This is a genomic window from Streptomyces sp. B15 (assembly GCF_018070605.1).
Classification (GTDB): domain Bacteria; phylum Actinomycetota; class Actinomycetes; order Streptomycetales; family Streptomycetaceae; genus Streptomyces; species Streptomyces smyrnaeus.
This window is the reverse complement of sequence record NZ_JAGPXJ010000012.1, coordinates 40,512-61,845: the sequence shown is the minus strand read 5'-3', so window position 1 is coordinate 61,845 and position 21,334 is coordinate 40,512. Positions and strand designations below refer to the sequence as shown.

The following is a 21,334-nucleotide window of genomic DNA, read 5'->3' as shown; positions in this document are numbered from 1 at the left end:
CTAAGCGAGGGTTGATTTTCAGGGTGCGGTGCCCGGGGCGGACTGAGAGTCAGTCACCGGACCGTTCCAGGAAGCCGGCGAGGCTACGGTTCGCCTCGGGCGGGATGGCGTGCGGAAGCGCGTGATGGGACACATCCGGCAGCACGGTCGTTGCGACGCGTGGCAGCAGCGCCTCGGCGCGGGCGGCCACCTTGGAGGGGTCATGGGTCCTGCTGCTTCCGGCGAGGAGCAACAGGACCGGCAGGTCCAGGCCGCGCAGGGCGTCCGGTGCCGGGCGCGGCCCGGTTACGGGTCGGAGAGAGGGGAAACCGGCGGCCGCCTCTTGTAGGGCGAGCCAGTCGGGATCGAGGGCGGAGCCTTTGGTCTCCCACTCCAGGAAGGCGCGGACCCGGCGGGGTGTGTTCCGCAGCAGCATGGGCAGTGCGTGCAGCAGGTAGGCCGGGCTGAACCCGGCGAAGCACTGGGTCGGGTCCACAAGGGCCAGGCGGCGTATCCGGTCGGGCGCGCGCATGGCGTGATGCAGCGCGATCCAGGCGCCGTACGAGTGTCCGCCCAGGTCGGTCTCGGCCACTCCGAGGCCGTCGAGGAGCGCGTCCAGCCAGGCCGACAGGTCGGCGACCGTACGGGGGCGGCGGTCGCCGTCGGGAGTGCTGCGTCCGGGGGCGCCGATCAAGTCGACGGCGAACACCCGGTGGGTGCGGAACAGTTCGGCGGCCTGCGCGTACCAGGACGCGGAGGTTGCGCCCCCTCCGCCGGGCAGGAGGACGAGCGAGGGCCTGTCGGCCGGGCCGCATACGTTGACGTGTGTCGTGCCGAAGGGCGTGGGAACGGTCGCCGTCTCGCGAGCGGCAGGCCACTTGGTCATGACCTTGTCGTAGGCCATGAGGAAGTTGTCGGCGTCGTACGTATCGCGAGCGTTCATGAACGGCGACTCCTCTATTATCTCGCTCAGCAAGATACTTGTTGGGCGAGATGATACGTGGAGGTGGTCCGTGCCCGATCAGGAGGGTGAGGAACTCGTCGAACGAGCCGAGCCGGGGCCCGAGATGGAGATCGTCCACCTGCTGCGCGCGGTGGCCGTCGACCTGGGCAGGCACAGCACCCGGTTCGCACAGCGCAACGGCATGCACCCCACCGACGTGCGTGCGCTGATCGCCCTGATGGACGCCGCCCGCGCCGGCGAGAAGACCACAGCAGGGCACCTAGGCACCGCTCTCGGGCTCAACTCCGCAGGAACCACAGCACTGGTCGACCGCCTGGAACGGGCCGGGCATGTGCGGCGGGTGCGCGATGCGCGGGACCGCCGCAAGGTCACCATCGAAGTGGACGAGCGGGCGGTCGCCCTCGGCTGGTCCCACTTCGGACCGCTCATCGATCGGGCGGTGGACCTGCTGCGGGGATACGACGAGCGGGAACTGGCCGCGGTCAGGGGCTTTCTGACTGGGATGCGGAAGGCAGCGGTCTAGGATGTATCTCGACTATGCTGGTCACAGCCACTCGTTGATGGCCGCGACGAGAACGGTTGCCTCGTAACGAACCCCGAGTTTGTCGTATCTCGTGGCCACGGCACGATGCCTTTTGAGGCGATTAATGCCGCACTCGACCGCGTGGCGCTCGCGGTAGTCGACCGGGTCGAACTTCGGCGGCCGACCGCCGCGGGAGCCGCGCTGCTTGCGGTGACGCGCCTGGTCGGCCTTGTCCGGGATGGTGCAGCGGATACCTCGTCCACGCAGGTAGGCGCGGTTCTTGCGGGAGGCGTAAGCCTTGTCAGCGCGCACGCGGTCCGGGCGAATGCGTGGCCGGCCCACCCCGACGCGGGGCGCGCGAATCTTCTCCAGCACGGCCTCGAACTGTGGCGAGTCGCCGCGCTGCCCGGCCGTCACCACGATCGATAGAGGCTTCTGGCCCTGCTCGACAGCCAAGTGCAGTTTGGTGGTGAACCCGCCGCGCGAGCGTCCCAGTCCGTGATCACGAGGCTCGGTGAGGACACCGCCCGGCGGTTCCTTCTGCAGGTCACCGGGCTTTCGGGCCCCGGCCGCATGCTGATGAGCGCGACACACCGTGGAGTCGACGCTCAGCTCCCACGAGATCGCCCCCTGCGCGTCGGCCAGAGCCTGGAGCCGGGTGAGAATCCGGTGCCAGGTGCCATCCCGCTGCCACCGGCGGAACAAGTCGTAGATCCGGCCCCACGGCCCGTACTCGACGGGCACATCCCGCCACGGAACACCGGTCCGGACACGGAACCGTATGCCGTCGATCAGCTGCCGCCGCGGCCAGACGGGCGGCCGCCCCACCTTCGTCCCCGTCGGCAACAACGGCTCCAGCACAGCCCACTGTTCATCCGTGAGATCTCCCCGCCCCATGAAACACGATCATTCATAGGTCAAGATCCACTTTCGATACACGGCCTAGCACACCGCGGCACACGGCCGGCTCTGTGACCGCTCGGGACTCGTGGACGCCGCGAGCCGGACGGGCGGCGACCGCCGGGGAAACCCGGTGGCGATCCCGCTCGGAGCCGGTCAGGATCGCTTCATGGGCGTGTTCCTGGAGACCGACCGGCTCGTGTTGCGGCCGTTGACCGCCGACGATGCCGACGACCTGCTCGCGCTGCACAACGATCCTGAGGTCATGCGCTTCATCAACGGTGGTCGGCCCACGAGCCGCGCTGCCATCCTGGAGCGGACCCTGCCACGGCTTCTGCACGACCACCCGTGCTTCGGAACCCGCGGATACTGGGCCGCGCAGGGCAAGGACGCCGGGGAGTTCCTGGGCTGGTTCGAGTTCCGGCCGCTGGAGGAGGACAGCCCGGCCGTGGTCGAACTCGGCTACCGGCTCGGCAGGTCCGCCTGGGGCCGCGGTCATGCCACCGAGGGGGCACGTGCGCTCATCGACAAGGGTTTCACCCAGCTCGCGGTGGAGCGGGTGACCGCGAACACCATGGCGGTCAACCAGGCGTCGCGGCGTGTGATGGAGAAGTGCGGACTGTCCCTTGTCCGGCACTTCGCCGGAGACTGGCCGGAGGCGATTCCCGGCTCCGGGCACGGCGAGGTCGAGTACGCACTCACGCGGGAGGCATGGGAGCAGCGCCGACAGGTGCGGCGCCACGAAGACATCCCATGAGGCAGCCGGCAGCGCGGTGAGGCCGTACAAGGCGGCGCTGGCCGAGGAGGGTATCCCGGCCGCCTCCTTCGCCGTGGATGACGTGCCTGCCGAGTTCGACCGGCTGCGCGAACTGGGGGTGCACTTCACCCAGGAGCCGCTGGAGGCCGGTCCGGTCACCACTGCGGTGCTGGACGACACCTGCGGCAATCTGATCCAGATCCTGCACAGCAAGTAAGGCCCCGCCGCAGTGTCGTGCGCCCGGACGCTCGGGGGTGCCGGTGTACGCGGCGGCACGCGGACGGCGCCGCTGTGGCCACAGCGGCGCCGTCGCTCTCCTGGGAACCGGCGGCCCTCGGCGGTGGTCAGGAGCAGGGCTTGTAGAACTGCTTCCAGCCGTCGCCGGGCATGGCCGGCGGCTCGGCCCACGTGCCGAATTCGCCGTACTTCTCCTTCGCCTCGTAGTCGTAGTCGCCCAGGCCGCCGCCCGGCTGGGACAGGCGTACGTCCCGGTCCATCTGACCGTCACCGGAGTTGTTGAGGACGGCGAGGTCGGGATACTCGTCGTCGTTGTAGCGGGCGACGCTCAACTGCTGGACCTCGCTGTGCTCGCCGATGTCGGAGTGCCGGGCGTCGGGGGACCGCAGGTTCGTCCGGTCGAGGGGACCGGGGCGGTACTCGGCGAGGCGAGCGGTGGAGGGGTCGTCTCCGCCGGACGGCTCGACGATGTTGACGACCATGTCGAGGGTGCCGTCGTTGTCGAAGTCGGCGACCGCGGCGGCCGCGATCTCACCCTTTTCCGCACCGAGAAGGTTCCTGACGGGGATCTTCTCGCCGAACGAGCCGTTCGTGCCACCCCACTGGACCGTCATCCCGGTCCCGGTGTGCTCCGGGTTGGTGATCTTGTCCGGGTGGGCGTCGCCGTCGAGGTCGCCGACCAGCGTGGTCGCGTCGGTCAGGCAGGGGGCTGCCGCTCCGGCGGCACGGCCGGACACGTCCGCGCCCTGGGCCGACGGCTCGGCTGCCCCGGCCTGGTAGCCGGCGTACGTCAGGGTCAGGGCTGCCGCCGCGAGCGGTGCGGCGATCCACCGTGTGCGTGTGCGAGACATCTATTGACTCCTTGTCTGTCATTGCGGTTGGTCGGGATGTGCGCCGGTGCTGCTCCACGCGCGCACGCCTGGATCACCGGGATGGGGACGGCGTCGGCCCCGCCCGGGTTGGGCTCCGGGCTCAGGGCGACGCCCCGCGGAACGCCCTGTCGGTCGGCTTCCGCGCGGAGACGGTGCCGCCTTACTGCATCGCCGACTCGGGGATGGTGTTCCAGTAGGAGCCGTCGTCGTCGTCCTTGCCGCCGCCGTCCTGACAGGCGGTCAGTGAGAACGTGGCGGCGGCAGCGGCGGCGACGAGGCCGACGGTACGTGGACGGTACGGCGAGCGCGGCGAGTGGTCTTCATGAGGCCCCCCATTGGTGTCGGACACGGCGCGGACCCCTCTCCCCTGGGGCGCCCGACCGCGGTCACTGGTCGGTCGTCCACTGAGATGGCGGTCGGCCGGGGATTGTTCACGAGACCCCATGTGATCCACGTCACGAGTCGGTGGGTGCGCCCCGCGAGCGTCGGCGTCCTTGGAAGGCGCACCTTGTGGGGCCGGGGGGCAGCGCCCCGGGGGCGAGTGCCTGGGGAAGGGCACGGCAGCTGTCTGTCCAACGCCCTGGGTCGGGACAGTCCCGACGGTCGACCCGATTTTCACCGGACGTCTCTCGATCGGGTGAGAAATGAACGCCGCTGTCCTCGCTGCTCGATTCTCTCGCTAGCGTTGATCCAGAAAGCCGGAGCGGGGGCTGACGGGGATTCTTGGGGCGGAAGAGGACGCTGGGGGGAACGTATGCGTCGCGTGGGGCGGCTTCTTGGGCCGGGCATTCCACGCGGAACGTGAAAATCGGTAGGGCGCGACGGCCGATGCTCGCCCGCGTCCTCTCCGTCTGCGGGATGCGGGATGCGGCCGATGAATATGCGCGCAGAAAGAGACTCGCATATCTGCGCGAAAGAGAACAGGAAAAGAGAACGTATTTGTCCTCGACGCCCGGATGCGCAGAGTTCTGTACCGGCAGTCGTCACCGAGACGCGGTGGGAGGACCGTGACAGCGGACAACCGGCACCCCTCTTCGGTGGACTGCCGGTGCACCAGGTCGTGGACGGCTGCTGACAGGGCGGGCGGAAGAGCCTGAACCGCCGGCAGCGCGACCTCGACCGATACGCGCTAAGCCGCCGGAAGCACGAGCACCGTCAGCGCGGGAAGACGCGCGGGAAGCCGCGCGGTTGCGCCGTTCATCTGGTCCGGCAACCGATCACGGCCGCACTGCCCGGCTGACACATCCCTCGTCCGAAAGCAGAGAACAGTAGAGGTTGAAGAGGCATGCTTGAACCCACTACCTACGAGTTGACGGCCGGGCAGCTTGGTATCTGGCATGCGGAACGGCTCGTCCCCGGCAGCAGCTCGGCATACTTCACGGGCGAGTATCTGGAAATCCTCGGGCCGTTGGACGTGGGGGCTTTCGAGTCGGCACTGCGTCGGGCCGTGAGCGAGGCGGAGGGCCTGCACCTGCGCTTCCGCACGAACGACAGCGGGGAAGTGCGCCAGCGCGTGCGGCCCTGCGACGACTGGAGGCTGCACCTCGTCGACGTCAGCGGTACGTCCGAGCCCCGCAGCGCCGCCGAGGAGTGGATGCGGGCGGCACTGCGGAAGCCTCTCGATCTGGAGGAGCAACCTCTCTTCGTGCAAGCGCTGTTCACAGCGGCCCGGGACCGCTTCTTCTGGTTCAACGGCTTTCACCATCTGGCGTTGGACGCCTTCGGCTCGTCGCTCGTCGCTCGGCGGGTCGGGGAGCTCTACACGGAGATCCTGCGCGGTTCAGCAGTGCAGGGGGCGGACGGCCCGTTGGAGCCGGTCTCGGTGCTCTTGGACGCTGATGCCGCCTATCGCTCCTCGTCCGCGTACGCGCAGGACCGGGAGTTCTGGCTGGAGACGCTCCAGGACGCACCGTCCGCGACCAGCCTGAGCGGGCGGGAGGTGACGACTGCTTCCTCGCTTCCTCTCCGCCACACGCGCGATCTGGCGCACGAGGAAATGGCCGCCCTGCGCGTTGCGGCAGAACGGCTGGGAACCCGGCTGTCCGGCTTGTTCATCGCTGCGGCGGCGGTCTTTCTGCACCGGAGCACCGGCGCGGAGGACCTGCTCATCGGACTGCCGGTGCTCGGCAGGGACAGGGGCAGGCAGCGGCGTGCGGCCGGGACGACGGCCAACGTTCTCCCGCTGCGCCTGACAGTGCGTCCTCGGATGTCGCTGGGAGAACTGCTGGAGCAGACCTCGACGCGTGTGCGGGCGGCGCTGCGGCACCAGCGGTACCGGTACGAGGAGATGCGCCGCGACCTGAAGCGGGTGGGGGAGGGCGGCGACCTGGTGGGTATGACCGTCAACATCCAGTCGTTCGACGCGGTGGCCTTCGACGACTGTGTCACACGTGCCCACCTCCTCTCGTTCGGCCCGTGTGACGATTTCGCCCTCACCCTCTACGACAGGTCCTTCGACGGGAGTGCGGAACTCAACTTCGACGCGAGCCCGCACCGCTACACCCCGCAGGAGACCCGCAGTCACGCGAAGCGGTTCATGAGGGTGCTGGAGTGGATCGAGGCGGCCGCACCCCACGACAACCTGGGAACGCTCAAGCTGTTGGACGAGGGGGAGCGGCGCCGGCTGTTGGAGGAGTGGAACGCGACCAGCAGCGCGTTTCCGGACACGACATGGCCCCAGTTGTTCGAGGCGCAGGTTGCCTGCTCCCCCGATGCGGTCGCGGTGGTGGGCGGCGGCCACGAGGTGACCTACGCCGAACTGGACCAGCGGGCGAACCGGCTGGCGCGGTGGCTGACGGCACGGGGGGTGGGACCCGAGGCATTGGTGGGCGTGGTGATGGAGCGCTCGGTGGACGTGGTGGTCGCGCTGCTGGGTGTCATGAAGGCCGGGGGCGGCTATGTGCCGGTCGATCCCGCCTACCCGGCCGAGCGAGTGGCCTTCATGCTGGAGGACTCCCGTCCGGCAGCGGTGCTGACCGACAGAGCGTCAGCCGGAGTGCTGCCCGAGAGCATCGGCGGACCGGTGTTGGTGCTGGACGATGCCGCAACAGCCGACGAGCTGGCCGGCTTCCCCGACTCAGGATTGACGAACGCCGAACGGGGCGCTCCGTTGGGACCCCGCAACACCGCGTACGTGATCTACACCTCGGGCTCGACGGGACGGCCCAAGGGCGTCGCCGTCGAACACCGCAGCCTGGTGAACTACGTGCAGCGGTGCAAGGACGTCTTCCCCGAGCTACGGCACAGCGCGGTCCTGCATCACACCATCTCCTTCGACGCCATGGCCACAGCCTTCCACGCCCTGCTCACCTGCGGTGGACGGATCTACCTCGCTCAACTGGGCACCGAACTGGCCGACATGCTGGGCGGGAGCCGCGCGGCATTCCTCGACATCACCCCCAGCCACCTTCCGCTCCTCAAGGCGGCACCCGAAGCCTGTGCGCCTACGGCCCAACTCCTCCTGGGCGCGGAGCCGCTCCACGCGGCGCAGCTGCACGAGTGGCGCCGGGCCCATCCCGAGGTGGAGGTGACCAACGAGTACGGCCCGACGGAGGCCACCGTCGGATGTACCGCCTACCAGGTGGCTCCGGGCGAAGAACTCACCGAGGGGGACGTCCCGATCGGCCGCCCGATCGCCAATATGCGGGCCTACGTACTGGACGCGTACCTGCAGCCGGTGCCGCCCGGGAGCGCGGGCGAGCTGTATGTGGCGGGTACGGGCGTGGCGCGGGGCTATGTGGGGCGTGCGGGACTGACAGCCGAGCGGTTCGTCGCCTGCCCGTTCGGGAACGGCGACCGGATGTACCGCACGGGGGATCTGGCGCGGTGGAACAGCCAAGGGCAGCTGGAGTTCGTGGGGCGGGCGGACGACCAGGTGAAGGTGCACGGCGCCCGGGTCGAGCTGGGGGAGGTGGAGGCGGCTCTTGCCGAGCACGAGCAGGTGGACCAGGTGGCGGTGCTCGCACATGGCGACACGCCCGGCGACAAGCGGCTGGTCGCCTATGTCGTCCCCAGGGCTGGGGCCCAGGTAACCGGCGAGCCGGGCTCCGGCCGACCGGACGCCGCGCGGCTGCGGAAGGACCTGGCGAGGGAGCTGCCCCGGCACATGGTGCCTTCGACCGTGGTCTTCCTGGACGCGTTGCCTCTGACGGTGAACGGCAAGGTGGACCGGAAGGCCCTGCCCGCACCGGGCCGGGAGGCGGACGCTGCGGGTTCCGGACGTCTTCCCGCCACGCCCAGGGAGCAGTCGCTGTGCGCGGGCTTCGCCGAAGTGCTCGGCCTGGAGACCGTCGGTGTGGACGAGAACTTCTTCGAACTCGGCGGGCACTCCCTGCTGGCGGTCGCACTGGTGGAACGGCTGCGTCGGGAAGGCGTGGCCATCGACGTACGCACGCTGTTCACATCCCCGACGGTGGCCGATCTGGCAGCCGCGATCGGGGAGGAAGAGGTGGCTGTTCCGCCGTGCCTGATTCCGGAAGGGGCACAGACGGTCACACCGGAAATGGTCCCCCTGGCCGGGCTGACCGCGCAGGAGTTGCAGCAGATCGCCGCAAGGGTGCCGGGCGGTGCTGCGAACATCGAGGACATCTATCCCCTGGCGCCCCTCCAGGAAGGCTTTCTCTTCCGCGACCTCATGCGCCCGGACGACGCCGGTCTGTCCGAGGAGGGCCATCCGGACGTGCAGCCCAACACCTCGGGCGACGGCGCGGCGTACGTCCTCTCGGTGGTGCTGGGCTTCGCATCCGAGCAGCGGCTCAACGGCTATCTGGCCGCACTGCAGCGGGTGATCGAACGCCATGACTGTCTGCGGGGCGCGGTGCTGTGGGAAGGTCTGCGCGAGCCCGTGCAGGTCGTGGCGCGCCGGGCAACCCTGCCGGTGTACGAGGTCACGCTGGAGAGCGGGTCGGACCCGATCCCCTCCCTCCTCGCCAAGGGCAGCGGCGCCTTCGACCTGGGGCGGGCGCCACTGGTACGAGCGTTCACAGCGCCCGACCCTTCCCGCAAGGGGCACCGGCTCGCGCTGCTGCAGGTTCATCACCTGGTGCAGGACCACAAGGGGCTAGAGGTCATGTTGCAGGAGGTGCGGGCCTTTCTCGAAGGGAGGGAGGCGGAGCTGCCCGTTCCGCTGTCGTTCCGGAACTACGTGGGACAGGCCCGCCTGCGCATGACGACGCAGCAGTACGAGCATTTCTTCGACTCGCTGCTCGGCGACGTGCAGCAGCCGACCACGCCGTTCGGGCTGGTGGAGGTGGGGGACGGCACCGCGGTGAGCAGCGTACGGCGGGCTGTGGCGCCGGAGGTGGTCCAACGGCTGCATGAGCAGGCGCGCCGGCTCGGAGTGAGTGCGGCGACTCTCTTCCACGTGGCGTGGGCACGAGTGGTCGCGGCGGCGTCCGGCCACGACGACGTCGTCTTCGGAACGGTGCTGTTCGGACGGCTGCAGGGCGGAGCGGGCTCCGACCGCGGTCCCGGCCTGTACATCAACACACTGCCCGCACGCGTACGCGACGGCGGAGTCGGCGTCGAGGACGCGGTCCGGGGCATGCACCGACAACTGGCCGATCTCCTCGTGCACGAGCACGCGCCTCTCGCGTTGGCCGTACGGTCGAGCGGAATCGTCGGTCGGAGGCCCCTGTTCACCTCGCTGCTGAACTTCCGGCACGTCTCGGCCGAAGAGCTGGCCGTACACGCCCAGTTGGCCGGAGCTGAATGGCTGTATGCAGGCGAGGCCACCGACGTGCCGCTGACGGCCTCCGTCGACGCCACCGGGACCGGGTTCGACATCACGGTCGACGCCGCCGAACCGGCCGACGCCTCGGCAGTGTGCGACATGCTGCTCACTGCGACAGAAGGCCTGCTCACCGCGCTGGAGACGGCGCCGGAGACGCCCCTGCGCCGGCTGGAGGTGCTGGATACGGCACTGCGCGGTCGGCTGCTGGAGGAATGGGGCGCAGGCCGGGAGGCGGTGTCGGAGCGGACACTGCCGCGGCTGTTCGAGGAGCAGGTGAAGCGTTCGCCGGGCGCGGTGGCCGTGGAGTGCGGCGACGAGAAGGTGTCGTACGCGGAGCTGAACGAGCGGGCGAACCGGCTGGCGCGCCTGTTGCTGCAGCGGGGCGCGGGCCCGGAGTCGCTGGTCGCCGTGGTGATGGAGCGCTCCGTGCGATGGATCGTCGCGCTGCTGGGGGTCTCGAAGGCGGGAGCCGGCCATGTGCCGGTCGACCCGGCGTATCCGGCACAGCGCATCGCGTTCATGCTGGGGGACACCGCCCCGGTCGTGGTGCTCACCGACAGCGCAGTGGCACCACGGCTGCCGCAAGAAGCCGATCTGTCCGTGGTACCGGTCGACGATCCCGCGGTGTCGGCCGAACTGGAGGCCATGGACAGTGCCGATCCCACCGACGCCGAGCGCTCCGTGCCGTTGTCGGTACGGCACCCCGCCTATGTGATCTACACCTCCGGATCGACCGGCCGGCCCAAAGGCGTCGTGGTCTCCCACACCGGTATCGCCGCCATGGCCGCCACACAGGCACGGGCACTGGCCATCACCCCCGACAGCCGTGTCCTGCAACTGGTCTCGCCCAGCTTCGACGTGTCCATCAGCGACGTGTGCGGCGCCCTGCTCACCGGGGCCACGCTGGTGCAGGCGCCCGGCGCCGATCTGCTGTCCGCCCTCACGAATCCGGAAATCGAGGTCACCCACGCGGCCGTTCCGGCCTCCGTGCTCGCGGCAGCCGATCCGGCTCGGGTGTCCGCCTCGACGCTCACCGTCGGCGGCGAAGCGTGTTCCGCCCAGCTGGTGGCGCGGTGGGCGCCGGGGCGCCGACTGGTCAACGCCTACGGTCCGACCGAGGCCACGGTGTGCGCCACCATGAGCGAGCCGCTGACGCCGGCGGCGGCACCGCCGCCGATCGGACGGCCGGTCGCCGGGACACGGGTGTACGTCCTGGACGCGGCGCTGTGTCAGACGCCACCGGGGGTGGTGGGAGAGCTGTACATCACCGGTGTCGGCCTGGCACGCGGCTACCTCGGCCGGCCCGCCCTCACAGCCGAGCGCTTCGTGGCCGACCCGTACGGGCCCTCCGGGACGCGGATGTACCGGACCGGCGATCTGGTCCGCTGGAACGGGGACGGCAACCTGGAGTTCGTCAGCCGTGCCGATGAGCAGGTCAAGGTCCGCGGCCACCGCGTCGAACCCGGCGAGATCGAGACCGTCCTCAGTGCGCACCCTCAGGTCGGTCACGCGGCTGTGGTGGCCCGGGACAACCGGCTCGTCGCGTACGTCGTACCCGCAGCCCGCAACGGTGCGCCCCTGCCGGACCTGCACGCGCACACCGCCTCCAGGCTGCCCGGCTACATGGTGCCCTCGGCGTTCGTGCCGATCGACACGCTCCCGGTGACCGCGCACGGGAAACTGGATCGCGCCGCCCTCCCCGATCCGGAGCTCAGCACCACCAGTGCTGCCGGTCGCCCGCTGCGCAACTCCCGCGAGCGGCTGCTGGCAGAGCTGTTCGCGGAGGTTCTTCGAGTCCCCCAGGTCGGGGCGGAGGACTCCTTCTTCGACCTTGGCGGACACTCCCTCCTCGCCCTCCGGCTCGTGACACGCGTGCGTGAAACCTTGGGCGCGGAGATGGGCGTACCGACCGTGTTCGAGGCACCGACCGTGGCCGCCCTAGCCGAACGACTCGGCGGACCGACGACGCCCGACGACGCGTTCGATGTGGTGCTCCCGCTGCACCCGCACGGCAGGCGCACGCCGCTGTGGTGCGTCCACCCGGCCACGGGCATCAGTTGGTCCTTCCACGGTCTGACCAAACACCTCGACGAGGACCAGCCGCTGTACGCGCTCCAGGCCCGCGGGCTCACGGACCCCACGGCCAGGCCGGCGTCGCTCCAGGAGATCGCCGCCGACTACGCGGACCAGATGCTCAAGGTGCAGCCGGACGGTCCGTACCAACTGCTCGGCTGGTCCGCCGGCGGGCTGATCGCACACGCGCTCACGGCCGAACTCGCACGGCGCGGCAAGCGGACCGCCCTGCTCGCCGTCCTCGACTCCTACCCGCTCACCGGACTCGCCCCCCACGAGCGCGCGCCGCTGTCCGAGCAGGACGTGCTGGTCCGTGTCCTCGGCTGCGACGAGGAAGCGCTCGCCGCCAAGCCGCTCACACCGGAGCGGATCGTCGAGGCCTTTCGCGTCCAGGGCAGCGCCCTTGGCGGACTCGCGCCCCAGCAGGTGCGGACCGTCCTCGATACGGCAACGCACCTGGCCCGGCTGATGCCCGACTGCGTTCCGGAGCCGTACGACGGGGACCTGCTGGTCTTCGCAGCCACGCTCGACGGCGACGCCCAGCGCTGGGACCCGCGAGCCTGGCAGCCGTATATCACCGGAAGGATCGAGACCCATGAGGTCGCCGTCGGCCACCACCAGATGACCCGGCCCGAAGCGCTGGCCCTGATCGGCCCGGTCCTCGCCTCACACCTCGACCGGACCGCGCGCCCCGCACCTCACCCTCACCCGACCAGTAAGGAAAGCTGAGATGAGCAACCCGTTCGAAGACGACGACGCCACCTATCTCGTTCTGGCCAACAGCGAGAACCAGCACTCGCTGTGGCCGGCGCACCTCGATGTCCCCGACGGCTGGAGCGTCGTCCACCCCCACGACACCCGGCAGGCGTGTCTGGACTACGTCGAACGCACCTGGACCGACATGCGCCCTGCGACGTTGGCCCGCGCCATGGACGGGCGGTAGAGCCGGCAGGTATGGCGGGTAGGTACGGCGGGCGGGAGGCAAGCGGCCCCCGCCACGCCCCCTCACGTCTCGGCAGACGGCAGCGGGAATGCGGAGGCGAGTGCACCGGCCTTCCCGGTGCTGTTTCTACAAGCTCGACGTTCCCGTCGAGATCTCGGCGGGCCGGCAGGAGCCGCCGAAATTCGCCGACTTCCGGACCGGGCGCCTGATCGACTACCAGTATCCACCGACCACCGTGATGTCCGCCTACCTGCGGATCCGTCGGAAGTACCCGTTCCTGGAAGCCGGTTTCGACCTGCCCGACCCGGTCCCCTCCGAATTGCTCATGCCATTCCGGGAGTTCGCCGCCGAACACAATCTCGGAAGTCTCGTTCCCTTTGTCTTCCGAGCTCTGGACGGATTCGGCAACCTGCTCGACCTGCCCACGCTCTACATCATGAAGGGCTTGGACATCGACGGGACCTCCCGGATCATCAAAGGGCATTCCTTTCTCACCACGAAGGCCCGGAACAACGGCGGTCTGTACGAGAAGGCCACCGCACGCCTCGGCGATGACGTCCTGTTCGGCGCCGAGCTGACCGGTGTCGCCCGAGAGGACGGTGGTGTCACACTCCGGGCCGCTACGCCGCAGGGAGTGCACACCATCCGGGCTAAGCGGGTCGTCTTGACCGCACCCCCGGTGCCGGGCAACCTGGCGCCGTTCGATCTGGACGACACCGAGCGCGCCCTCTTCGGCCGCTTCCGCTCCACGTTCTTCTACACCGGCCTGCTGCGGCTGCCGGGCGTCCCTGACAACCTCACGGTCCAGAACGCCACCGCTGAACCACCGTTCCACACGCCGGCGATGCCGGTGACCTACTTCATCGAGCCGAGTGGCGTGACGGGTCTGCACAAGGTCAAGTACGGCAGTACGGTCGCCCTCACCCATGCGCAGGTGCGGGCGCGTGTCCTCGCCGACATCAGGCGCCTCGTGGCCGCGGGAACGCTTCCCAGGACCACGATGGAACTGGAGACGCTCAAGAGCCACAGCCCGTACGCGCTGACCGTCAGCCGCGACGACATCGCCGACGGCTTCTACCGCAGGCTCTACTCCCTGCAGGGCCGCAACCGCACGTTCTACAACGGCGCCGCGTTCCAGACGCACGACTCGTCACTGCTGTGGCAGTTCACCGAGAGGCTCTTGCCCCGACTCGACCAGGTCGGCCGCCCCCTCAGGCCCCGGTGAGCGCGGGGCCCGGCCCGAAATCGAAGCCCCGGGCCGGAAACCTGACAGCCGGTCAGCACGTACCCACCTCACTCGCTCCATGCGCCGGTGCCCGACTCCCACGCTCGGGCGTCGGTCAGCCGTGGCGGTAACTGGGGGGCGGGCCGGGTTCTGCTGTTTCGGGCAGGACCGAAATGCCTTCCAGGGTTCGGCTACGCCCTTCTGGCGTCCCGTGCACAGCGTGTCCTGCACCCCGTCGGGGGAGCCGACCCGGTGGCTGCGCTGATGGCCGGACCGGGCAGGTTCGGCGCCACGGCGTCGCTGCAGCCGGTGCAGGTCAACGGCTACCCGGCGCTGATCCTTCGACTCGACGGCGCGATCGGCACCGTCATGGCGGTGCGCATCGACGGTGGGCTCGTCACGGGCCTGTACGCCGTACGCGACCCCGAGAAACTGTCACGCGTCGAGCGGGAGACCACTCTGCGCCGCTGACGGCAGTCGTAGTGCGGCCACCGGGTTCGGTCGTCCGGGCAGCACCGGCCGCGGTGCCCGTGACGACCGAACGGAAACGTGTACACCCGCCAGTCGTACATGCTTTACTTCGCTCTTGTGACGAGCAGTTCGCCGGTAACTCGCGGCATGCGCACTGCCGTTACTCCGCGAGTTTTCCTGTGCAACTGGGAGGATGTCCAAGTGAAGCTCAGAATCGGCGGACTGCTCGGCGCGCTGTCCCTGGGGGCCGTTGCCGTGCTGGGGTCGGGTTCCGCCGCGCAGGCCCAGCAGGCCGACGCGGAACTCAAGAGGCTGAAATGCCCGAACTGGCAGTTCTGCCTGTACGAGCACGACAACTACCGGGGCAGCAGCGCCCGCATCCTGCTCAAGAACGTCCCCAACCTGGCGGCCTCGGACTACAGGTTCGACAACAAGGCCAGCTCCATGTCGAACAACACCGGCTACAGCGTGACGCTGTACCAGTACAAGAACTACGGCGGCGCTCGCTACGTCGCCAGGAAGCAGAGCGAGGACAAGGACCTGACCAACAACCGCTTCGACAACAAGGCCAGTTCGGTGCGGTTCAAGTTCTAGCAGCGCGGCATCGCAGGGCTCATCGGACATGAGAGCTCATCGGACGTGATCACACGAGGGGGCGTGGCCCGGCGGCCCACCGGCGCCGCGCCCTCTCCTCGCTGGAGGCCGACAGTGTCACTGTGTTCCAGGGCAGTCCCCGTGCTGGTGCTGCTGTGTGTGGTCACCGGTTGCGCAGCGGAGGTGGACTCCGCATCGAGGTCGAAGCCGGCCGCGGCGGGCGGGGCGACCACCCCCGTGCCGCCGCCCGGGGACGAGGCCGTGTCGATCAGTGTGCCGCTGGACCGCTACGACCCCTCACCCGCCGAACTGGAAGTCATCGACGCGGCCGAGGATGTCCTGGTCGGCGAGTGCATGCGGCGCCAGGGGCTGTCCTGGAAGCGCCTTCCAAGAGCCGCCGCGAAGGATGCCGAGCCGCGCAACCGGCGCCGCTACGGGGTCGTGGAGCCGGAGGTGGCCCGAACTTACGGCTACCACCTGCCTCCCGACCGGCCCACCGTCGCACGGCGGGCGGCGGCCGAGGCGAAGCGCCGGAAGGGGCTCGACGACATGGAGAAGAAGGCCGCTTACGGATCGGAAGGGCGGCCGGGCAAAACCTCCGGAGGCTGTCTGAGGAAGGCCGAGGAGACGCTGCTCGAAGAGGTTCCCGACGCGGACTTCGGCCTGCTGAACGACACCATCGGTGCCACCTACGAGCAGTCCATGAAGGACCGAGCGGTGGTGCGGGTCTTCCGAGCCTGGAGCGCCTGCATGCGGCGGGCCGGCTACCGCTACGCCGACCCGATGGAGCCCCTCGCGGACGAGCGCCGGCTGAACGGCGACCAGGTCTCCGAGGGGGAGATCCGGCAGGCCCGTGCGGATGTGCGCTGCAAGAAGAGTACCGACCTGGTGCTGGTGTGGAACGCGGCGGAGAACCGCATCCAGCGTGCGGCGACAGAGAAGAACTCCGCCGCCTTCGCCGAGCTGCTGCGTGCGCAGCGCGCATGGATGGCCGCCGCGCACCGGGTGCTGGACAAGAGCTGAGCTCCGGACGGGTGCGCTCTCCCGCTGTTCCGTTCACTCCCTGGGGGGAATGACCGTCCCCCTACGGCTGTTGTGATGTCTCGATCAACAGTTGATCAACAACGAGGGGCGGGGGCGGGATCATGGCGCGGGAAGACGACCAGGTGCGCGGAATCGTGGCGGAGGGGTTCGAGGGCGTACGGGAGGCTTTCGCCTCGGTGCTCGACGAAGCGCGGGTCGCGCCCGAGGCCCAGCTCGTGGTCCATGTGGACGGCCGCCGGGTCGTCGACCTGTGGGGCGGTCCAGGGACCGAGGCGGACACGCTGACCGGTCTCTTCTCCATCACCAAGGGCGCGACCCACCTGGTGGTCGCGCTCCTGGTGCAGGACGGTGTCCTCGACCTGGACCGCCAAGTCGCCTCATACTGGCCGGAATTCGCCGCCGAGGGCAAGGACAGGCTCACGCTGCGCGAGCTGCTTGCGCATCGTTCCGGAGTCGTCGGCGTCGACGGCGGGTTCACCACCGAGGAGTTGGCCGACGACCGGCTGACGGCCGCGCGGCTCGCCGGGCAGCGGCCGTTCTGGGAGCCGGGGGCGGCCTACGGCTACCACGGCTTAGTGATCGGTGCACTGACGGGCGAGGTCGTGCGGCGGGTGACCGGCCGCTCCATCCAGGAGATCTACGAGGAGCGGATCCGGGCGCCGTACGACCTCGACTTCCATCTGGGGCTGCCCGAGGCGCTCGAAGTGCGCCGTGCCGACGTACTGCCGATGTTGCCCACTGCGGAGGAGGCCGCGCTCCTGGCGGCCAACGCGACGGCACCGGACAGCGTCCAGGCCGTCGCCTTCAACCAGAACGCGACTCCACCGACCGACCTGGTGGCCTTCGCCAACAGCCGTGCCGTCCGGGCGCTCGGTCCCACCTCGGTCGGCGGGGTCGGCACCGCCCGGGGCGTGGCGGGGATGTATGCCGCGGCGATCAGCGAGGTGGACGGCCGGGCCCCGCTGCTCAAGCCGGAGACCGTCACCGAGTTCGCCCGGATCCACTACCGCGGGACCGACCTGGTCACCGGCAACAAGGACGTCTTCGGGCTGGGCTTCGAGGAGCTGAGCGCCCGCTATTCCTTCCTCGGACCGGATGCCTTCGGCCACAGCGGCGCCACGGGATCGCTCGCTTTCGCCGACCCGGCCAGTGGCGTGGCCTACGCGTACACGCGCCGCCGCTTCGGCTTCCCGACGGGGTTCGGCGCGGGCCTGGAGAACCACAGGCTGGCCGAGGCCGCGGTAGCGGCAGCCGCCGGGCGCCGGGTCCTGTCGTCGGAGTGACCCCGAGGGGTGGGCAGGAGAGGAGCCAGGACCCCGCGCCGCCGACGAAGATCACCGGGTGGAGAATGGCCCGTGTGCCGATAACGAACATGCCGAAGACGGCGGCGATCGACGACGCTCAGCCGATCAGCTGGATCCTGGCTCGGGCCTTCGACGACGATCCGATGATGCGCTGGTTCTTCCCCGAGGACACCTCGCGCGAGGCGGCGCTGGGCCGCTACTTCGCCACGATTTTCGTCCGGCAGTACGTCCACCACGGGGTGTGCGAGCGCACCGACGCGGCTGCTGCTTTCTGGGTACCCGCTGAGGCGCAGGCCAAGGCTGTTCCCGACGCGGAGACCATCCAAGAACTCCAGAACATCCTCGGCGACCGCGCCCGCCTGTTCGGAGCCGCCGTGGAGAAGGCGGCCGAGCACGCCCCGCGGGAACCGCACTGGTCCCTGGCCGTGATCGGCGCCGACCCGGTCGCCCGGGGGCAGGGGCAGGGGGCCGCCCTGCTCCGCTCGGGACTGGCCAAGGCCGACGCGGCGGGTGCGCCCGTCCATCTGGAGTCCTCCAAGCCCTCCAACCTCCCCTTCTACGAGCACTTCGGCTTCGCGGTGCGTGAGGAGGTGCGGCTGCCGGGGGAGGGGCCGGTGCTGTGGACGATGTGGCGCGAGCCGCGCCACCGCCCGGCCGAGGCCCGGAGGGGGGGAATGACTCTGCCGCGCGCTCCCTCGTCCGACCGGTAGGTCGTCGCCGACGGACCGCGAGGCGCTGGACGCGGGACGGGGACGCGGGGCACGGCGTACAAATCCCGGACGCAGGGTCGGTGACCCGGCGGTCCGCAGCGGAGCTCAACTCGTGGTCGACTCGGTCGACTCCTTGGTCAACACGTCCATGAGGAGGTCGACAAGTCGGCCGGCCTGCTCCTTGGTGCGGTGCTGCACGGAGTAGGCGACGCCGCCCATGAGCAGCAGGACGTCGTCAGGGGCCACATCGGCTCGCAGGCTGCCGTCCCGGCTACTCCGACTGATCGTCCGGCCGATCACCGGGGCCGGACGACGATCGAGCAGACCACGTTCAGGTCGGTGCTGCCTCAGTGCTGGATCAGACCGCCGACCGGGACGGGAGCGACGTGGCCGGTCGCCGGAAGGGTCCGAGCCAGGGCGAGGCCGACGTCGACCAGGGAGGACCGGCGCAGGCCGGCGACGTCGGGGATCGGAGTCCACACCGACTCGACGATCTCACCGTTCGGTTCGGGCCGGAGCCGGCCGCCGGTGATGCGGACCTGGTAGAAGACGCCGACGTTCTGGTGGTCCGGTCCACCGGGGACGGTGCGGTCGGCCGCGGGGACGACCCGTGAGTCCACACCCAGCAGGCGTTCGACCACCGCGTCGCAACCGGTCTCCTCGCCGACCTCCCGGATCACAGCGTCGAACGGATCCTCCGCGTGCTCGACCCCGCCGCCCGGAAGAGTCCAGTTGGCCTCGCCGTTCGGCGGTACGTGACGGGCGAGCAGCACCCGTCCGTCCTCCACGCACACGGCATACGCTGCCAGCCGGAAACTCATCCCGTACCTCCCCACCGGACGCTTCGCACGCCACAGACCCACACAGAACCGGACCCAGCCTGGTCCGTACGCAAGATCCCAGCGGCCGCGTCACCGAGAACCCCTGGAACCGGCCGCGGAGTTGAGGCAACGCTGCTGGGGGAGAGGTGTCCCCGCTGGTACGGCGGTCCGGTCACCCAACGGGGGACAGGCTCTCATCCCCGTCCGTCCACCAGGCCGGATTCCCAGGCCCAGGCGGCGATCTCCACGCGGTTGCGGGCGGTCAACTTGGTCTGCACGTTGGCGAGGTGGGTCTTCACCGTGCCCACCGAGATGGTCAGTTCGGTGGCGATCTCGGCGTTGGTGAGTCCTCTGGCCACCAGACGCACCAGGTCCTCCTCCCGTGCGGAGAGCGCGGTGTGCGGCTTGCGTGGTGCGGGGACGGTGCTGTTGAGGCGCTGCAACAAGCGGACCGTGATGGCCGGGCTCACCAGGGCCTCGCCCGAGGCCGCCGCTCTGATGGCCTCGACGAGGAGGGCCGGTCCGGAGTCCTTGATCAGGAAGCCGGAAGCCCCTTCGCTCAGGGCGCGTTGCACATACTCGTCGTCGTCGAACGTCGTGACCACGACGACCTTCGGCGGATTCACGGTGCCGGGGCGAGTCAGTCTGCGCAGTGCCTCCAACCCGTCCATGCGGGGCATACGGATGTCCATCAGCACCACGTCGGGCCGGTGGCGCTCGGCGAGTTCCACGGCGTGCACTCCGTCCGCGGCCTCCGCGACGACGTCGATGTCGTCCTCCGCGGCCAGGAACATCGCGAACCCGGCACGGACCATGGCCTGGTCGTCGGCGATCAGTATGCGGATCGTCACGAGGCCACCACCCGTGCCGGTGGCACCTGTGTCCCCGGTGGCACAGGTGTCACCGGGAGTGTCGCCTCGACACCCCAGCCGCCGGCAGTCACAGGTCCCGCCTGGACACTTCCGCCGATCAGGCCCACCCGTTCGGCCAGGCCCTTCAGCCCGAAGCCGCTGTCGGAGACGTGGCGCGGCCGTCCGTCGTCGCTGACCCGTACGGCGATCCGGTCTCCCGAGCGGTCCACGCGCACCCGCACCTCGGTGCATCCGTGAGCGTGTTTGCGCACGTTGGTGAGGGCTTCCATCACCACCCGGTGGGCGGTGGTGGTCACCTCCACCGGCAGGTCGTCGAAGGACCCTTCCAGTTCGAGCCGGGCCCTGGCGCCACCGATCGCCGAGAACTCCTCGACGAGCGTACGTACCTCGTCGATGCCCGCCAGCGGTGTCAGTGCCACTTCCGCGTCGGCGTCGCGCAGCATTCCGACCATGTGCCGCATGGAGGTCAGCGCCTCCGCCCCCGCCTGTTCGATCCGCTGCAGCGCGGGTGGCACGAGTTCGGGCCGTCGGTCCGCCACCACCTGGGCTCCCTGTGCCTGTACGACGATGCCGGTCACGTGGTGGGCGACGAAGTCGTGCAGGTCCCTGGCGAACTCTGTCCGCTGCTCCAGCCTGAGGGCCGCCGCCTGCCGCCGCCGGTCCGCCAGGAGCAGTCGCATCCCGAGGCCGATACCCAACGCCGTGACCGCTGCGAGCGCGAAGAGCAGCGCCATGATGGTGGTGGACTGCCGCACCGAGACCGACACCGGCCGCAGCACGATCGCCATGCACAGCAGGGGGACGGCAGCCGTCGCCCACGACGGCCGCCCTCGCCGGGCGACGATCAGCAGGAGCCACGTCAGCGCCGCCGGTTCGGCGAATCCCATGGCCTGGGAACTGGCGCGCATCTCCAGGTGCAGCCAGACCGAGAGGCACAGCGACACGACCGAGAGTACGCAGGCGGCCTTCGGCAGCGTCTGGCTGCCGAGCCGGGGCGAGGCGACGACAAGGGCGACGGCCAGCAGCGCGCCGGTCAGCTTGGGGGGACCTTGATCCACGACCCTGGAGAAACCGGCAACCCCGTAGAAGCCGCCGGCCCAGTCCAGCACGACGAGCCCCACCAGGCCGCCGGCCAGCAGCGCCCACACCGGGACAGGCAGGAGCTGCGAAACTCCCTTCCCACGTGTGGCCGTGGGGGCCATGGGTGCGGCCGAGGGCGGGTTCGCTTCGTCCGCCGCCTCCGCCATCTTCGTCACCGTCCCTCCCGCCGACCGGCCGAAAGTCGGAGTCGGCCGCGCAAGATCTGCCTTTCGC

The 21,334-nt window shown here is 69.8% G+C and carries 17 protein-coding genes and 2 pseudogenes; 11 read left to right on the top strand and 8 right to left on the bottom strand.

Going from position 1 to position 21,334, the window contains the following annotated elements:
- Nucleotides 1-49: 49 nt before the first annotated feature.
- Complete coding sequence (locus KBY19_RS08460; RefSeq protein ID WP_099885950.1) at nt 50-922, bottom strand: alpha/beta fold hydrolase; 873 nt, start codon at nt 920-922, stop codon at nt 50-52.
- A 124-nt stretch (nt 923-1,046) separates the two neighbouring features.
- On the opposite strand from KBY19_RS08460, the gene KBY19_RS08455 reads away from it, so the two are divergent.
- The gene (locus tag KBY19_RS08455) at nt 1,047-1,466 is read left to right on the top strand and encodes a MarR family transcriptional regulator (protein ID WP_247690759.1); all 420 of its coding nucleotides are present in this window, start codon (nt 1,047-1,049) and stop codon (nt 1,464-1,466) included.
- 21 nt (nt 1,467-1,487) lie between these two features.
- Here the strand turns inward: KBY19_RS08455 and KBY19_RS08450 are convergent, their stop codons facing one another.
- Nucleotides 1,488-2,363 carry an IS5 family transposase gene (locus KBY19_RS08450; RefSeq protein WP_210965511.1) on the bottom strand — a complete coding sequence of 292 codons (876 nt, stop codon included), beginning with the start codon at nt 2,361-2,363 and terminating at the stop codon, nt 1,488-1,490.
- 172 nt (nt 2,364-2,535) lie between these two features.
- Between KBY19_RS08450 and KBY19_RS08445 the strand changes: the two genes are divergently transcribed.
- Nucleotides 2,536-3,123, top strand: coding sequence for a GNAT family N-acetyltransferase (locus tag KBY19_RS08445; RefSeq protein WP_210965510.1), 588 nt, complete (start codon nt 2,536-2,538; stop codon nt 3,121-3,123).
- 13 nt (nt 3,124-3,136) lie between these two features.
- A pseudogene (locus KBY19_RS08440) lies at nt 3,137-3,340 on the top strand (VOC family protein); the annotation flags it as partial.
- A 127-nt stretch (nt 3,341-3,467) separates the two neighbouring features.
- On the opposite strand, the gene KBY19_RS08435 reads toward KBY19_RS08440, so the two are convergent.
- Both KBY19_RS08435 and KBY19_RS08430 read right to left on the bottom strand, forming a co-directional pair.
- The gene (locus tag KBY19_RS08435) at nt 3,468-4,211 is read right to left on the bottom strand and encodes a VCBS repeat-containing protein (RefSeq protein WP_210965509.1); all 744 of its coding nucleotides are present in this window, start codon (nt 4,209-4,211) and stop codon (nt 3,468-3,470) included.
- A 181-nt stretch (nt 4,212-4,392) separates the two neighbouring features.
- Complete coding sequence (locus tag KBY19_RS08430) at nt 4,393-4,581, bottom strand: hypothetical protein (RefSeq protein WP_210955591.1); 189 nt, start codon at nt 4,579-4,581, stop codon at nt 4,393-4,395.
- Between the two features lie 936 nt (nt 4,582-5,517).
- On the opposite strand from KBY19_RS08430, the gene KBY19_RS08425 reads away from it, so the two are divergent.
- The 8 genes and pseudogenes from KBY19_RS08425 to KBY19_RS08390 all read left to right on the top strand — a co-directional run bounded on the left by KBY19_RS08425 (nt 5,518) and on the right by KBY19_RS08390 (nt 18,327).
- On the top strand, nt 5,518-12,765 hold the full coding sequence (locus tag KBY19_RS08425) for a non-ribosomal peptide synthetase (protein WP_210965508.1): 7,248 nt from the start codon (nt 5,518-5,520) through the stop codon (nt 12,763-12,765).
- Nucleotide 12,766: 1 nt separating this feature from the next.
- On the top strand, nt 12,767-12,979 hold the full coding sequence (locus KBY19_RS08420) for an MbtH family protein (protein WP_099885955.1): 213 nt from the start codon (nt 12,767-12,769) through the stop codon (nt 12,977-12,979).
- A 100-nt stretch (nt 12,980-13,079) separates the two neighbouring features.
- On the top strand, nt 13,080-14,204 hold the full coding sequence (locus KBY19_RS08415) for a hypothetical protein (RefSeq protein ID WP_210965507.1): 1,125 nt from the start codon (nt 13,080-13,082) through the stop codon (nt 14,202-14,204).
- A 222-nt stretch (nt 14,205-14,426) separates the two neighbouring features.
- Nucleotides 14,427-14,675 (top strand): annotated as a pseudogene (locus tag KBY19_RS08410) (RNA polymerase subunit sigma-24); the annotation flags it as partial.
- Nucleotides 14,676-14,876: 201 nt separating this feature from the next.
- Nucleotides 14,877-15,269: a peptidase inhibitor family I36 protein gene (locus KBY19_RS08405; protein WP_180289850.1), complete on the top strand. Its 393-nt coding sequence runs from the start codon at nt 14,877-14,879 to the stop codon at nt 15,267-15,269.
- 261 nt (nt 15,270-15,530) lie between these two features.
- Nucleotides 15,531-16,292: a hypothetical protein gene (locus KBY19_RS08400; protein WP_210965506.1), complete on the top strand. Its 762-nt coding sequence runs from the start codon at nt 15,531-15,533 to the stop codon at nt 16,290-16,292.
- 122 nt (nt 16,293-16,414) lie between these two features.
- On the top strand, nt 16,415-17,596 hold the full coding sequence (locus KBY19_RS08395) for a serine hydrolase (protein ID WP_210955597.1): 1,182 nt from the start codon (nt 16,415-16,417) through the stop codon (nt 17,594-17,596).
- 65 nt (nt 17,597-17,661) lie between these two features.
- Entirely contained in the window at nt 17,662-18,327 is a 666-nt protein-coding gene (locus KBY19_RS08390; protein ID WP_210965505.1) for a GNAT family N-acetyltransferase, read from the top strand.
- A gap of 105 nt (nt 18,328-18,432) precedes the next feature.
- Here the strand turns inward: KBY19_RS08390 and KBY19_RS08385 are convergent, their stop codons facing one another.
- From KBY19_RS08385 to KBY19_RS08370, 4 genes are all read right to left on the bottom strand, one after another.
- Complete coding sequence (locus KBY19_RS08385) at nt 18,433-18,573, bottom strand: hypothetical protein (RefSeq protein ID WP_185019111.1); 141 nt, start codon at nt 18,571-18,573, stop codon at nt 18,433-18,435.
- A 101-nt stretch (nt 18,574-18,674) separates the two neighbouring features.
- A complete protein-coding gene (locus KBY19_RS08380) occupies nt 18,675-19,148 on the bottom strand; it encodes an NUDIX hydrolase (RefSeq protein WP_210965504.1) in 474 nt (157 codons plus the stop codon).
- Nucleotides 19,149-19,342: 194 nt separating this feature from the next.
- Nucleotides 19,343-19,999, bottom strand: coding sequence for a response regulator transcription factor (locus KBY19_RS08375; RefSeq protein ID WP_099885962.1), 657 nt, complete (start codon nt 19,997-19,999; stop codon nt 19,343-19,345).
- Nucleotides 19,996-21,267: a sensor histidine kinase gene (locus tag KBY19_RS08370; RefSeq protein ID WP_185019642.1), complete on the bottom strand. Its 1,272-nt coding sequence runs from the start codon at nt 21,265-21,267 to the stop codon at nt 19,996-19,998. The genes KBY19_RS08375 and KBY19_RS08370 overlap by 4 nt, the downstream gene beginning before the upstream one ends.
- Between the last annotated feature and the right edge of the window lie 67 nt (nt 21,268-21,334).

Bases quoted from the DNA above. Each gene is read 5' to 3' on its own strand.
- KBY19_RS08435 (WP_210965509.1), bottom strand. From the start codon at position 4,211: ATGTCTCGCACACGCACACGGTGGATCGCCGCACCGCTCGCGGCGGCA.
- KBY19_RS08390 (WP_210965505.1), top strand. From the start codon at position 17,662: ATGGCCCGTGTGCCGATAACGAACATGCCGAAGACGGCGGCGATCGAC.
- KBY19_RS08425 (WP_210965508.1), top strand. From the start codon at position 5,518: ATGCTTGAACCCACTACCTACGAGTTGACGGCCGGGCAGCTTGGTATC.
- KBY19_RS08460 (WP_099885950.1), bottom strand. From the start codon at position 922: ATGAACGCTCGCGATACGTACGACGCCGACAACTTCCTCATGGCCTAC.
- KBY19_RS08420 (WP_099885955.1), top strand. From the start codon at position 12,767: ATGAGCAACCCGTTCGAAGACGACGACGCCACCTATCTCGTTCTGGCC.
- KBY19_RS08380 (WP_210965504.1), bottom strand. From the start codon at position 19,148: ATGAGTTTCCGGCTGGCAGCGTATGCCGTGTGCGTGGAGGACGGACGG.
- KBY19_RS08445 (WP_210965510.1), top strand. From the start codon at position 2,536: ATGGGCGTGTTCCTGGAGACCGACCGGCTCGTGTTGCGGCCGTTGACC.
- KBY19_RS08395 (WP_210955597.1), top strand. From the start codon at position 16,415: ATGGCGCGGGAAGACGACCAGGTGCGCGGAATCGTGGCGGAGGGGTTC.
- KBY19_RS08370 (WP_185019642.1), bottom strand. From the start codon at position 21,267: ATGGCGGAGGCGGCGGACGAAGCGAACCCGCCCTCGGCCGCACCCATG.
- KBY19_RS08455 (WP_247690759.1), top strand. From the start codon at position 1,047: ATGGAGATCGTCCACCTGCTGCGCGCGGTGGCCGTCGACCTGGGCAGG.
- KBY19_RS08450 (WP_210965511.1), bottom strand. From the start codon at position 2,363: ATGGGGCGGGGAGATCTCACGGATGAACAGTGGGCTGTGCTGGAGCCG.